At 50.2% G+C, this 13780-nt stretch carries 11 protein-coding genes; 5 read left to right on the forward strand and 6 right to left on the reverse strand.

Annotated features, from left to right (window positions below; translation table 11 throughout):
• Positions 1 to 143: 143 nt before the first annotated feature.
• From EJN92_RS10945 to EJN92_RS10960, 4 genes are all read left to right on the forward strand, one after another.
• Positions 144 to 2402: an ATP-binding protein gene (locus EJN92_RS10945; RefSeq protein WP_126127857.1), complete on the forward strand. Its 2259-nt coding sequence runs from the start codon at positions 144 to 146 to the stop codon at positions 2400 to 2402.
• Positions 2403 to 2564: 162 nt separating this feature from the next.
• A complete protein-coding gene (locus EJN92_RS10950; RefSeq protein ID WP_126127858.1) occupies positions 2565 to 3344 on the forward strand; it encodes a DUF1700 domain-containing protein in 780 nt (259 codons plus the stop codon).
• A 35-nt stretch (positions 3345 to 3379) separates the two neighbouring features.
• Entirely contained in the window at positions 3380 to 4177 is a 798-nt protein-coding gene (locus tag EJN92_RS10955; RefSeq protein WP_126127859.1) for a GIN domain-containing protein, read from the forward strand.
• 269 nt (positions 4178 to 4446) lie between these two features.
• Positions 4447 to 5553 (forward strand): substrate-binding domain-containing protein, encoded by a 1107-nt coding sequence (locus EJN92_RS10960; RefSeq protein ID WP_126127860.1) that lies wholly within the window; start codon positions 4447 to 4449, stop codon positions 5551 to 5553.
• A gap of 67 nt (positions 5554 to 5620) precedes the next feature.
• Here the strand turns inward: EJN92_RS10960 and EJN92_RS10965 are convergent, their stop codons facing one another.
• The 6 genes from EJN92_RS10965 to EJN92_RS10990 form a co-directional block, all read right to left on the reverse strand.
• On the reverse strand, positions 5621 to 6121 hold the full coding sequence (locus tag EJN92_RS10965; RefSeq protein ID WP_126127861.1) for a hypothetical protein: 501 nt from the start codon (positions 6119 to 6121) through the stop codon (positions 5621 to 5623).
• Between the two features lie 195 nt (positions 6122 to 6316).
• Positions 6317 to 6784, reverse strand: a complete 468-nt coding sequence (locus EJN92_RS10970; RefSeq protein ID WP_227869513.1) for a hypothetical protein — start codon at positions 6782 to 6784, stop codon at positions 6317 to 6319.
• Positions 6785 to 6843: 59 nt separating this feature from the next.
• A complete protein-coding gene (locus EJN92_RS10975) occupies positions 6844 to 9948 on the reverse strand; it encodes an efflux RND transporter permease subunit (RefSeq protein ID WP_126127862.1) in 3105 nt (1034 codons plus the stop codon).
• 1 nt (position 9949) lies between these two features.
• Positions 9950 to 11110: an efflux RND transporter periplasmic adaptor subunit gene (locus EJN92_RS10980; RefSeq protein ID WP_126127863.1), complete on the reverse strand. Its 1161-nt coding sequence runs from the start codon at positions 11108 to 11110 to the stop codon at positions 9950 to 9952.
• Between the two features lie 2 nt (positions 11111 to 11112).
• Positions 11113 to 11628, reverse strand: a complete 516-nt coding sequence (locus tag EJN92_RS10985; protein WP_126127864.1) for a hypothetical protein — start codon at positions 11626 to 11628, stop codon at positions 11113 to 11115.
• Positions 11625 to 12896, reverse strand: coding sequence for a TolC family protein (locus EJN92_RS10990; protein WP_126127865.1), 1272 nt, complete (start codon positions 12894 to 12896; stop codon positions 11625 to 11627). The genes EJN92_RS10985 and EJN92_RS10990 overlap by 4 nt, the downstream gene beginning before the upstream one ends.
• 145 nt (positions 12897 to 13041) lie before the next feature.
• On the opposite strand from EJN92_RS10990, the gene EJN92_RS10995 reads away from it, so the two are divergent.
• Entirely contained in the window at positions 13042 to 13722 is a 681-nt protein-coding gene (locus tag EJN92_RS10995) for a heavy metal response regulator transcription factor (RefSeq protein WP_126127866.1), read from the forward strand.
• Positions 13723 to 13780 lie beyond the last annotated feature (58 nt).

Here is a 13780-nt window from a genome sequence, read left to right on the forward strand (position 1 = left end):
TAAATCGTTCTTTAGAGATGCTTACCATCCCTAGAGCAGAGACATAAGACGGGCACGCAATTGCTTAGGCTGGCCCTCGCTAGGCGGGCTTTGTGTGATTTTTACGAAATGTTTAGCTAAGTGTACCGAAGGGAGCTTATCGCATGCCTGACAGCCGCACCGTCCGTCGCTTGGATGCCGGCCATATACTCTTGGGCTTTTTTTGCCTGATCGTTATCGTCATCCTGGCGCAGTTCTGGTGGAATGTCTCCCAAGACAAACAGCAGACCCTGGCCTCTGAGCGCGCCAATGGTTTGGTGGCAGCCCGTATTCTCGAAGAGCACGCGGCTCAAACCATGCAAGACGGTGTGCAGATGCTCGATACTGTGGCCAATGCCATGTCTAGCAAGGCCTTGGACGACGCCGGCATACGCCAGGTCTTGCAAGCTTATACACAGCAAGACAGTCGTTTCATCAAGGCGCTGCAATACATCGATTTGTCTGGGAGTAGCTATATCTCCTCGGTCGATTATCCCACCCATCAAGTGCTGGTTAAAGAGCGCAAGCATGTGCAGTTTCTTCTCAGTCATCCCGAGCATACCCAGGCCGTGTTAGGGCGGCCGTATCAAAGCAGTTACGATAGCCAGTTAGTGCTGCCCCTGGCGCGCAATATGTATGATGCTGAGCATACCCAGATAGGCATCATCAGTACCGATATCCGGCTCGCGTATTTTGCCAACGTATACGCCAAGGTCGCCAAACAAAGCAATGCCATGCTCTCGCTGATCGCCGATGAGGGCTATGTGATCGTGCGCTCACCGTTTGAAGCGCGCTACGTCGATAGAGATATTTCTGCTTATCCAGTGATGCAGCGCTTGGGGCAGATGCCGGAAGAAGGTGATTTTGAGGATGACTCCTTGTTGGACGATGAGTTTTCCCGCCTCTACACTTACCACAAAGTGCAGGGTTTCCCTTTGACCATGCTGTATGGCAGGGATTTTGACAGTATCTTGGTCTACTACCATTTACGTCTAGAGCGGCGCGCCTTGTTTACCGCTTCGGTACTGCTGTTATTTTGTCTGATGAGTTGGATCTTACGCAGTCAGATACGCAAATTGCGCATTTCCGAAGCCTCATTACGCAATACGCAACTGAAGTTTTCTGAAGTTTTTCAACGCTCCCCGGTGGCCTTGTCACTCGTCAGTCTGCAGCACCGACGTATCGACGCACGCAATGATGCCTGCCTTGATTTATTTGGCTATCCGCGGCATTCAGGGAGCACTTCTTCAATGCAAATTGATGCGGCTTTATGGGTGGATGCAGAGCAAAGAAAATTGTTTCGTACTCAGCTTAGTCTGCACGGATCGGTCGATCTGTTTGAGGCAGAGTTAAGGCGCATTGATGGCCTTAGAATGGTTTGCTTGTTGTCGGCACGCATCTACGACGCTGGTCATGGGGCCGAGCAGATGTTTATTATGTCGATACAAGATATCAGCCATCAACGTGAAATTGAGCAGCAAATGCAAGAGCTCAATGCACAACTGGAGCAAAGAGTGGCTGCGCGCACGCTCAGTCTGGCGCAGTCGAATACCGAGTTGGAAGATGCTTTGGCATCACTCAAAAAAATGCAGTCGGAGTTAATCCGCTCGGAAAAACTGGCTTCTCTAGGTTCACTGGTGGCGGGTATTGCGCACGAACTCAATACCCCGATAGGTAATAGTGTGACGCTCGCTAGTACCATGCAATATGAGACGCAAAGATTACAAGGTGAGGTTTCGAATGGAAAATTAAGACGCGGCTCTTTCGATCATTTTCTTGAGCAAATGGCGTTTGGCACCGATATTTTATTGCGCTCCCTGAGCCGTGCCGCTGAGTTAATCCTTAGTTTCAAGCATGTGGCGGTAGATCAGTCTAGCGACATGCGGCGTACCTTCGATTTACAGCTGATGCTGAGCGAGGTCATTTTAGCCAACGCACCGCTGTATCAAAAAACCCCGTTTCAGATGGAAACTACTCTGGAGCCAGGGATTATGATGGATAGTTTTCCGGGGGCGCTGGGCCAGGTAATGACAAACTTGATCGCCAATGCCATCACCCATGGCTTTGAGGGACTTAGCCATGGCAGCATGCGTCTGACTGCGGCGCGCACTTTAGGCGACATGGTCACTCTCGATTTTGCAGACAATGGCGTGGGAATCTCAGAAGCCAATCTGAAAAAAGTCTTCGATCCCTTCTTCACCACCAAACTGGGTCAGGGCGGATCTGGCTTGGGGATGAATATTGTGTATAACCTGGTCACTGAGGTGCTCGGTGGCAGTATCGATATATCGAGCGAATTAGAGCACGGAACCCGCATCCATATAGTCTTGCCGCTGATGGCACCGCAGGCAGCACCCAGCATCAACTCAGCGTTGACCAATTAAGGATTTAGCCTGCAGCGCCAGGCGCTCGTTCATCCCTCGTTTTTGCCATCCATCCCCATTAAATTACGTATTGTCTCGTGGCGCTGGTTTCCTGCTGAGTAAAAAATTACAGTGTCTGCATGCGATACATAGGGCATCGCAGCGAGGCAATCGGGGAACAAGATGACTAAAACTGAATATATGAATACGCTCAAACAAGAGTTGAACGGTCTGCCGGCCGCGGTGATCGAAGATACGCTGTGGTCATATGAAGCTAAATTCGTCGATGCCATGGTAGCTGGGCGTGATGAGCATGAGATCGCAGCGAGTTTGCCGCCAGCACATCTGGTGGCAGCGCAAAAACGCGCGGCACTGCGCTATCAAGGTCTTAAAGAGAATATCCACCCGACTAATCTTGCCGGTCTTTTGGTGGCATTGATGGGCGTACTGCTGTTCAATTTTTTGATGTTGATACCGGCCATCTTGTATAGCGTGATCTTGTTTTCTGCTTATCTAAGCGCATTCGCCATGTATGTGGCTGGGATTGTCATTACGGCGGCTAGTCTAGCCGGCACGCCGCAAATTAATTTTGAGCTTGCCACACCCCGGAATATAGCTCAATTTGAAGAGTTGGCTGAGCTCGATATTCACCGCAGAAACAGCGTCAAAGTGGATATCTCATCGGCAGGAATTATTGTTGATGAGCTCAATCTTGAACCTGATGCAGCCAATTTCACGGAAGACACGAGCAAAAATGAGCAAGAAAATCAGGAAAATTCAGTGCTGCATGTCAGCGTTGGTAACCACCTCAATCAGGCGCAATTACTGCATGGCATAGCTTGGCTGTTGGCGGGCATCAGTTTATGGATGCTGTGCTTACTCATGACCAGGATCAGCCTGATAGGGTTCAAAAATTATCTACGCTGGAATCTCTCCTTATTACAGTTGCCGAAAACGGCTTAGTGACAAGGACCTTCCCTCATTTTTAGGAGACAGATATGAAAAACATCATTCGTTGCGGTCTGGCCATGCTGGTTTTGGCGATTATATTGATCGCCGCAAGTGCACTGTTCATGCGCGCTCATGCGGCAGCGCCCAATACCAATGTCGTGGTGAGTAGCGAAAGCCGCCCCATCACGGCAGAAGTGGTGAATGTGATCGTTAGCGGAGCCATCAATCTGCAGCTCAATCAGGCTGCAACGCCACAAATGACGGTCAAGGGCGATGCCGCTATGCTGGCGCATGTCACCTCTAAAGTCGAAGGAAATACCCTGTATTTGGGCACCCGCGGTATCGTGATCTCGATTCGCCAACCCTTGCTGCTAGAGCTGAGCTTGCCAGCTTTGGAAAAACTGCAGATGCAGGGCAGCGGTGACGCCATGGTCAAGGGGTTTCGCGGCACTCGCCTGGAACTCTCTAGCAATGCTTCTGGAAATCTGAGTTTTGATGGCGAATACCAGCAACTATGGGCGCGTTCTAGCGGCAGTGGTGATTTGATCTTAGTGCTGAATAAGGGAAATACTCTGGATCTTAATCAGCAAGGCTCAGGCGATGCGCGCATACAAGGGCAGGTTAAAACCTTCAACGCTAAATTATCCGGTTCTGGTGATCTGGATGCTAAGGGGCTAAAGGCGCAGCAAGTGGGTATTTTTTCTTACGGCTCATCGAATGTCCAGGTGTTCGCCGAACAAGAGATTAAAGTAAAAGCGATGGGCAGCGGAAATACCACTATTTACGGCAAGCCTGCTAAGCGCAGCATAGAACAGCACGGTAGTGGTGAGCTGAGTTGGCAATAGTCAAATAAAATACGGTCCTGTCGCAAGTTTGCCACTTAAAACAGAATATTCCATGGTTTTTTATTAAATAAACTATTTTTTACTCGATTGCTTGCTCTGTATATCGAATTATATTCTTTGATTAGAGGTGGAGTGTGAAACTTTAATTTTCATATGGCAATTTTCGGTGATAATCATTTCGAATATGTAAAAAAAGTTACATATTCTTAGGGGGTATCTGCAGCATTTTTGTGCAATACGCTAAATTTTCACTCTGAAGAACCGGAATCATGACTGCTATTACAGGTAAGTGCATATCAGTGTTGGTATTTTTGTCTAGTTTAGTCGGTAGCGCGATTGCTCAAGAGAATTCTATGCAATTCCTCAGTCGTGCCAATGCCAAAGTGGCCAAGGCAGCAGCAGTCAAGACGCGCTGGGAAGGTCCAGTCGAGGGTCCCAAATTACAGAAAAATAAGAAATTGGTGTATATCGCCTCCGACATGAGCGATGCAGGCATTTACGGAATTTTTAACGGCATCAAGGAGGCAACTGCTGGTGCTGGATGGGAAGTCTTATTTATCGATTGTCGTGGCCGATGCAATCAGGGTGCGGCGATAGTCAGCCAGGCTTTGGAGATGAAGCCTAATGGCATTATTCTGGCAGGCGTTGATGCGGTTAGCCAAGCTAAGGGTTTAGCTGCTGCTGCAGCCGCGAAAGTACCTGTCATAGGCTGGCATGCCAGTATTAAGCCAGGTGCAGTCGATGGCCTATTCACGAATATCACGAGTAATCCAAAAGAAGCGGCACAAATCGCGGCACTGTACGGTGTGATCGAGTCCAATAGCAAGGCCGGCATTGTGGTGTTTACCGATTCCTCCAATCCTTATTCAACCGCCAAATCAAATGCGATCGTCGAAGTCATTAAACAATGCGAGAGTTGCCGTTTGTTGAGTGTAGAAGACGTACCTGTTGCAGAAGCCTACAAGAAAATGCATCAAGTCGTTGAGTCTTTAGCGAAACGCCATGGCGCCAAGTGGACGCATGCGATCGGCATCAATGACATCTATTTTGATTTGATGGAAAAACCAGAAATCGCAGCCCTGATCACGACGAATAAGGTGCAAGGTCTATCTGCTGGCGATGGTTCAAATACTGCCTATAAACGGATACGTAGCAACTCCCTGCAAATCGGTACAGTACCAGAGCCGCTGTTTATGCACGGCTGGCAATTGGTCGATGAAATGAACCGGGCGCTCTCCGGCACCCAGCCTAGTGGTTATGTGACGCCAGTCCATTTAGTGACGAATCAAAATATCGCCTATGATGGCGGGCCAAAAAATGTATTTGATCCGGCCAATGATTTCCGCGGGCAGTATCAAAAAATTTGGATGAAATAGGTTTTTCTAGTTACGAATAAAAAAAGCGCACCGTTCACATGGTGCGCTTTTTTTTCAAGCTACAGCATTACCGCCGCCATTGTGTCGTTCCTATACCTTGTAAGGGGCCTAAAGGGCTACGCTCTTCTTCTTGCAGCAGGATATTTGGTTTTCCACTCCATAGTTTGTAGACCACCAAGTCATCTTGCATAATGATCAAAGCATCAAATTGCCAGCCTAGCGTATTGGTCTGACGCCGGAAGTTTAAAAAATCCATCCAGAAATTGCCATGTCTCTGATGATCGAGATGCTTTTGCTCGATCTCATAGGCATGGCAACTGTGATGCGAGGCTATGCATTTTTGCACTTGTGGCGGTAAGAACTGTAAATCTAGATTGGCGGTGATCGCCAATCTGCGCATGACATCGGTGTGATTGAGCAAAGATACATTTGGGGTGTGTTCCGGATGTATTCCTAAACGATGCAATTCGTCCAAAGTCGTTTTTTCTGGGGTAATGCTGTCAAAGACTTGTTGTGCTTGTTGGTAGCTACTCCAGGGAAGTTCACTGGTTTGTGTGGAGTGCGGCAACAGCGAACTGCATCCAGTGCAGCTGAGCAGTAAGAGAAAACAAGTAAAAAATTGAAGCCGGAAAGCGTTCATGATGCGCTCTACAATTCGGGATCCTTACTTCATTTTAGAGTAGGAAATAGCGAATGCAATCTTCTACTCATCTCTAAGTATCAAAAATTTTCACGTCTACATTTAAACAAGAAAAACAAGCGCTCAATGTTTGTGTTCGTCCTTAGCCGCAGCAAATGGGGTAAAGCGCGCCTGCTCTACACTCTTGCCTGGCATGCTGACTGCTAGCACTACTTTGATATTGGCGTCAGACGCATATTTTGCCATCCCTTTCAATCGATTGTCGCCATCGGCGACCAGGGTGGCCGTGGTTTTGACTTTGCCATTCAAGATAGTGGCAGTCGCGCTCGCCCCTGCGCTAGGAATTTTTGTGCCTGCATGATCGGTCACGTAAACCATAAGTTGATTGTCTTTCGTGTTTTTACTATCTTTGACCATAACCAATTCAAAGTGATAAATTCCGGCCATCCTGAGCTGGCCGCCATTTTCAGATTTAAGTGTATCGAGATAAGCATCGTCGTGCGCTAGTGCGGGGGAAACGCCAGTTGCCAGCGTCATCGCGATAGCAGAATTGCGAATTAATTTGAGCATTGATTTTGTAAATGAAGTCATGTCCTATCCTTTTAATAAAATTTTAATTATTCGTGTCGATTTGTGAAATATATACAAAATTAAAAACTCTCGTTACTACGGCTGGCTAATAATTGTCGCAGAGGTTTTTCACCCCAGAGCCAGAACATCAATGGTGTGATTAAAGTATCTAACAAGGTAGAGCTGATCAAGCCGCCAAAAATCACGACGGCTACCGGATGCAGTACTTCTTTACCCGGAGCATCGGCCGCCATCAGTAGCGGCAGCAAGGCAAACGCGGCAACCAGGGCGGTCATTAACACTGGCGTCAAGCGCTCCAATGAGCCACGCACTATCATTTTTTGTCCGAATGTCTCGCCTTCGAAGGCACATAGATTGATGTAATGGCTGATCTTGAGTATGCCGTTACGGGTTGCAATACCGGTCAAGGTGATAAAACCTACCAGTGCGGCAACCGATAGTGCTTGCCCCGAGATCCACAGCGCGATGACGCTACCGACCAGTGCCAGCGGAATATTGCCCATGATGATGAAGCTCAGTGCCATGGAGCGATAACGGCTGTACAAGACCATAAAAATCATGACTAAGGAAATCAGTGTCAGCAAGGCGATCAAACGAGCAGATTGTTCCTGTGCTTGAAATTGTCCTTCCAGCGCGCTGAAATAGCCTTGCGGCAAAGGCTTGGCGGCCAATTCGGCACGGATATCGGTGATCACTTTCGACATATCGCGTCCGTCAGTATTGGCTGATAACACGATACGGCGACGCGAATTCTCACGACTGACTTGATTTGGCCCCTCGCCTTCCTCAATTTTTGCCACCTTGGAAAGCGGCACGTAGCCGTTCGGAGTTTCTATCAGTAAATCGGCCAAGGCTTGCGCACTGCGCGCTTGTTCAGGTAAGCGTAGCAGCAGATCAAAGCGTCGATTGCCTTCGATGATCTGGGTGATGCGCTCGCCCTCTATCATTTGCTCTAAACTGCGCAGCAGATTTCCGGGCGCAACGCCATATAGCGCAGCCTGTTCATAGTCCAGGCGAATTTTTACTTGCGGTATCAATACCTGCTTCTCAATTTGCAGGTCGGTCACACCGGGTATTTTTGCCAGACGGTCGCGCAAATCAGTCGCCAGACCGCGCAGGGTATCAAGATCGTCGCCATAAACTTTGAGGGCAATCTGTGCTCGGACGCCGGATAGCAAATGGTCGAGTCTATGCGAGATGGGTTGCCCCACATTGGATACCGCCGGTAAGCTTGCCAGGCGTTGACGGATGTCGCTGATGATTTCTTCACGGCTACGCTGTGAGGCTCTCAGGTCCACATCCATTTCGGTCGAATGTACACCTTCGGCATGTTCATCGAGTTCGGCACGTCCTGTGCGCCGACCTAGATGAATCACCTCGGGTACTTGCGCCACCAATTGTTCCGCCAGCGTGCCGATACGATTAGATTCCGTTAGCGAGGTGCCAGGATTAAGTAAGATACCTATCGTCAGCGTGCCCTCATTGAAAGGCGGTAAAAATGCACGAGGAAAGAAAGGCACGCTGGCGCCAACCAGCACCACCAGCAGTACCGCAGCGGTAAATAAGCGCCGTGCGTGCGGAAATGACCACTGCAGCAAGCGGCTGTCCCAACGTTTCAGCCACACCACCAGCGGGCTATCGCCGCTGTGTAATTGCTTCATCTGCGGCAGCAGGTAATATGCCATCACTGGCGTCACCGTCACCGAAACGATCATACTGGCCAGGATAGAGACTATGTAAGCCAAGCCCAGCGGTGTGAACAAGCGGCCCTCAATACCGGGCAAGACAAACAGTGGCACAAACACCAACACGATGATGACGGTGGCGTACAATATGGCCGAGCGCACTTCCAGCGTGGCTTTGGCGATCACTTCAAGCACCGGACGAGGTTGTTCAAGCTGACGATTCAGCGTTAGTCTACGCAAGACGTTTTCTACGCCAACCACGGCATCATCCACCAGTTCACCAATGGCAATCGCCAATCCTCCCAGTGTCATGGTATTGATGGATAAGCCAAAATAACGAAAGACCAAGGCGGTAGCCAGCAATGATAAAGGTATCGCCATCAGGGAAATGAGGGTGGTGCGTACATTGAGCAAGAACAAAAATAAGATCACCGCGACCAAGATGCCGCCGTCACGCAAGGCCTCGGCCACGTTATTGACTGAATGCTCAATGAAATCGGCCTGTTTAAATAGAAAGGCTGGTTTCTCCATGTCCTTTGGGCGTCCCTTATCCAACTCGGCGATGGCTTTTTCGACCTCACGCGTAATTTTGATGCTGTCGCCTGTAGGTTGTTTTTGCACTGACAAAACGACTGCAGGCTTGCCGTTATAACTGGCGTCACCACGCTTGATGGCGGCGGCGATCCGTATGTTTGCCAGCTGCTTTAAGAGTATAGGCTGGCCGTTTTTCACCGTCACCACCAGATTTTGTAAATCTTCTATGCGTGAACTGCGACCTATCTGACGTATCAGATATTCACGTCCCTGAGCCTCTAGGAAACCACCACTGGTGTTGGCGCCAAAATCACGTAATGCCGCGTCCAGTTTCTCCCGTTCTACCCCAAGCCTTTGCAATTGTTCTGGGCGCAGTTCGACCCGATACTGGCGCACCTCGCCGCCGATCGCGATCACTTGTGCCACGCCAGGGATGTTCAACAGTCTTGGTCGTACCACCCAGTCGGCATATTCACGAACCGCCATAGGACTGACTTTGTCTGGATCAGCGGGCAAGGCGATCAACAGTATCTCGCCCATGATGGAAGAAATCGGACCTAGCTGTGGCACGATACCCGGTGGCAGTGCTTCGCGTAGCAAATTGAGACGTTCGGAGATTTGCTGGCGGTTGCGATAGATATCCGAATTCCATTCAAATTCTACGTAGACGATGGACAATCCAACCCCGGATACCGAGCGCACGCGGCTGACACCCGGCATACCGTTCATGCTCGCCTCTATCGGAAACGTGACCAATTGCTCGACTTCTTCCGGCGCCATGCCACCGGTTTCTGTCATCAGTGTCACGGTCGGTTTATTCAGATCAGGAAACACGTCCACAGGCATTTGGCGTACTGTAAATACGCCATAGATGATCAGGAAAAGCGCAATGCCCAAGACCAATAGGCGTTGCCTGAGACTGCTATAAATAATGAAATCAAACATTTCAACGCACCTCGGATAGCAGACTGGCAGCGGCGATCACGACGCGATCTCCTTCGTGTACACCATCGATAACCGTGATGCGGCTGGCATCCAGCGATTGTTGGCGTACCCGCCGCGCGACAAAGCGCTCGGCCTCACTATGCACCCAGACTATGCTTTCGCCTGAAGCATTTTTCATCAGCGCCGCACGTGGCAGGGCTATACCTTTGACAGCTTGGGAGGTTGCCACGATGACTTTGACTGGCTGACCAACCGCCACCATGGCATTGGTATCGCTGATGCGAAACAACAAGGCTAGGGCTTGTTCCTTTAGCTGGGCGCCGCTACCGATAAATTTCAAGTTTAAAGCGGTTGATTCCGCCAGCCCAGTGGCCGAGATCAAGCTTTGCGCAATCCGCATGTCGTAGGCGAGCGCCTCCACCGCCAGCCGTTTGGTATCGACGATTTCAAATAGTATTTCCCTGGCATCGACGATTTGGCCTGCCACTACATTGCTGGCACTGATGACACCGCTGGCGGGCGCCAACAACTCTACTTTGCCGTTGATACTGGCGGCGATAAAGTCGCGGCGCTTTTTGTAAGCATCGCGTTCTATGCGAGCCGCTTCGATTTCTTTTTGCGGCACTGCACCTTCTAGCTGTTCATAGCGCAATAGTTTGCGATTGGCTATGCTCAGTTGCGCTTCCAACTCAGCTTGTTGGGCTTGTTGATTGCCGCGCTCGATCGCGCTGCCCACAGGCTGCAGATACGCAAGTAGCTCACCTTTGACGACTTTTCTTCCTAAGACCGGCATTCCTTTTGCGGTCGGCATTATGCTGCCAGAAAACGTCGCCTGCACCCGCCCACCGCTATCCGGATCGGCGATCACCTTGCCATTGAGTTCTATGCTGGCTGCTAGTGTCGCGAGGCTGACTACTTGCGTGCGTAGACCTAGTTGGTGTTGCAAAGCTTTCGGGATAAATAGACTGCCGTCGGTCAGTCTTTGTGGGGCGGTAAAGCTGGCACTTACACCGTTCGCGGCCGCAGTAGTCGCCTTAGTCTCAGTTTTTTTCTGATCTTTACTATGATCATCGTCTCCGTGTGCGTAGAGTTTTTCTGTTGCCAGCGACATGCTGATGACAGCAATGAAGGCTAGCAGTGATGTGAGTCGAATCTTTGGCATGTTTATATTTCCTGAATTTTTTTACGGCGACGAGCGACAAAAATGCCTAAGCCCGCCAATGGCAGTAAAGCGCTGCTGAGCCACGCCGCGTTGGTTTGCCAGTCGCTATCGTGGCCGACACTCTTGGCTGGCGCTGCAATCTCCAGACTGAGCGATACCAAGTCGCTGATCTCGCCAGACTCTAGCGTCATCGTGAGTGGATACTTACCGGGTGCCGGCATAGGCATATCCACCACATACACGCCTGGGCTGGCTTCTTTCGCATACGCTTTAAGCCCAGCACCTTCGATTTCTACTTTTGCCTTGAGTACCGGTTCATTGCTACTGAAATTGTCCAGGTAGATAGACAGTTTTTTTGCGTTGAGGACCGCTACTATTTCAAATTCTTCGGTGGCAGCAACTGCCTTGGGCGCCACACTAAGGCTTAATGCGGGCGCGGCAATGCTATGATCTTCACCGCCGTGCGCATACACCGACAGCGACACGCTCATCAAATAAATCGCAAAAAAATGTCTCAAGGTAAAACTCCTAATGCCTGATTCAGGCGTGATATGAGCGCGGCATTTGCCAGGCGCTGACGCTCAAGTAAAGCTTCAGCACCAAAGGCAGTGCTGCGTAGACGTAATAAGCTGCTCAAGTCGGTTTCGCCGAGTTTAAAAGCCTTTTCTGCCAGCTTTAAATTGTCTATCGACAGTTCATGGCTTTGTTGTGCAATCTCAAGTTGGCGCTGTTGTGAACGCTCAAGCCTGTACAGTTGCTCAAGATCGAGTTGTACTTTGGTTTTGACTTGCCACATTTCGGCTTCCGCTTGTAGGCTTTCAGCACGGGCGGCAGCACTCAGTTCGCGCGTTTGCGCACCGGATGAAAATGGGATTTTTAAGCGTATTCCTACACTATTGGCGTAAGGCTGCTCGGCGCCAGCGCGTTCGCGTTGCATTCTTAGGGCCAACTCAGGGGCTGCTCGCTGCGCTTGCTCTGCCACTTTGGCACGCGCCAACGCGCTGCTGACAGCGCTGGCCGCTCTGGCCAGCAAGGGGTGCGACAAAGGTGTGTCGGCTAAACTACGCTGATTCGATAAGTTTGTCAGTTGCTCTTGACTCATAATGACTGGTGCGGTGGCACCGGTCAGTAGCGTGAATGCTTGTTCGCTCTGCGATAAAGTCATTTCTGTTTCTATCAGCTCAGCCTGTGCCACATGCACTTCTGTGCGCGCCAAATTACTGTCTATGCGCGAAACATCACCAAGTTGATAGCGTCTTTGTATGTCGATATCGAGTGCGCTGGCAGTCTCCAGGCGACGCGTGGCAAGTTGATGCAGATTGCGCGCTGTTGCCAAAGTCCACCAGACTTCACGTACATTGCCAGCAACTTCCCAGCGCAATGCCGCACGTTTATTCTTGGCTTCATCGATCCTGGCACTCGCTTCCGCGCTGCGGGCGGCTCTTTGCCCCGGCAACCATAAGGGCGTGGCCAATTCAACTTCATATTCTTGCTGACCTAGATTGCTGTTCAGTCGGTCGTTACGACTACTGACGCTGATCGCAGCTGGCTCCGGTGTCCAATTGTCGGCAAGTTCTTGTGCGGCCCGCGCTTGTGTATCGCGGGCGTCCAATGCAGCCGCTTCAGGATGTAGTTTCCATGCCAGCTCGCTGGCGCCACGCAGATCCGGCGCGACTGTCGCCGCATACACATTCATGGCGGAGAAGCTGAGACCTAGGCTGAGCGAAATACTTGCCAGACTGGGTTTGTGCTTATAAAAAAATAGTAAAAGACTGAGTGGTTTCATGACAAACTTGATTGGGCGACGATGCTGCTCATTATGAAGAGGGCGTACAAACGACAAGATGACACCAAGATTACATTCTTGTAATCTTGTGCTAGCTTGCTCGTGTCGGGCGCATAATCGAGCCCATCGATTTTTTGGAAAATCTATGAAAATTCTGGTGGTTGAAGATGAGCTTAAAACCGGCGAATACCTGAAACAAGGACTACTTGAGGCCGGCTTTGTTGTCGATTTAGCGCGCGATGGGGTGGACGGCCTCCATTTAGCTAAGAGTGGCGACTATGCTTTGGCGATTTTAGATGTCATGCTGCCTAAATTAAATGGCTGGCAGGTGTTGGCGGGGATGCGCGCAGCCGCTTGCGAAACGCCAGTTCTATTCCTGACTGCGCGCGATCAGGTTGAGGATAGGGTAAAGGGCCTGGAACTAGGAGCCGACGATTATCTGGTGAAACCCTTTGCTTTTTCAGAACTATTGGCACGAGTAAAAACCGTCTTGCGGCGTGGCAACCGTACTCTGGAACTGGAGCAAATACGCGTGGCCGATCTGGAGTTAGATTTGCTCAAACGCCGTGTCACTCGGGCTGGAAAACGCATAGACCTCACCGCCAAAGAATTCGCCTTGCTTGAATTACTCTTGCGACGACGGGGCGAAGTTTTGCCACGCTCCTTGATTGCTTCGCAGATTTGGGACATGAATTTTGATAGCGATAGCAATGTCATAGAAGTAGCGGTGCGCCGCTTACGCGCAAAAGTCGATGACGACTTCGAACGCAAATTGATACGTACCGTCAGAGGCATGGGTTATGTTTTCGACGAAAACGATGAATGAGCTGGACTAAGGCTAGTGTAAAAACGGCATTCGCTTAGTCTAGAAATTTTTTATTGAG

It is taken from the genome of Undibacterium parvum, from assembly GCF_003955735.1.
GTDB lineage: Bacteria > Pseudomonadota > Gammaproteobacteria > Burkholderiales > Burkholderiaceae_D > Undibacterium > Undibacterium parvum.

Bases quoted from the DNA above. Each gene is read 5' to 3' on its own strand.
- EJN92_RS10945 (WP_126127857.1), top strand. From the start codon at position 144: ATGCCTGACAGCCGCACCGTCCGTCGCTTGGATGCCGGCCATATACTC.
- EJN92_RS10950 (WP_126127858.1), top strand. From the start codon at position 2,565: ATGACTAAAACTGAATATATGAATACGCTCAAACAAGAGTTGAACGGT.
- EJN92_RS10955 (WP_126127859.1), top strand. From the start codon at position 3,380: ATGAAAAACATCATTCGTTGCGGTCTGGCCATGCTGGTTTTGGCGATT.
- EJN92_RS10960 (WP_126127860.1), top strand. From the start codon at position 4,447: ATGACTGCTATTACAGGTAAGTGCATATCAGTGTTGGTATTTTTGTCT.
- EJN92_RS10970 (WP_227869513.1), bottom strand. From the start codon at position 6,784: ATGACTTCATTTACAAAATCAATGCTCAAATTAATTCGCAATTCTGCT.
- EJN92_RS10975 (WP_126127862.1), bottom strand. From the start codon at position 9,948: ATGTTTGATTTCATTATTTATAGCAGTCTCAGGCAACGCCTATTGGTC.
- EJN92_RS10980 (WP_126127863.1), bottom strand. From the start codon at position 11,110: ATGCCAAAGATTCGACTCACATCACTGCTAGCCTTCATTGCTGTCATC.
- EJN92_RS10990 (WP_126127865.1), bottom strand. From the start codon at position 12,896: ATGAAACCACTCAGTCTTTTACTATTTTTTTATAAGCACAAACCCAGT.
- EJN92_RS10995 (WP_126127866.1), top strand. From the start codon at position 13,042: ATGAAAATTCTGGTGGTTGAAGATGAGCTTAAAACCGGCGAATACCTG.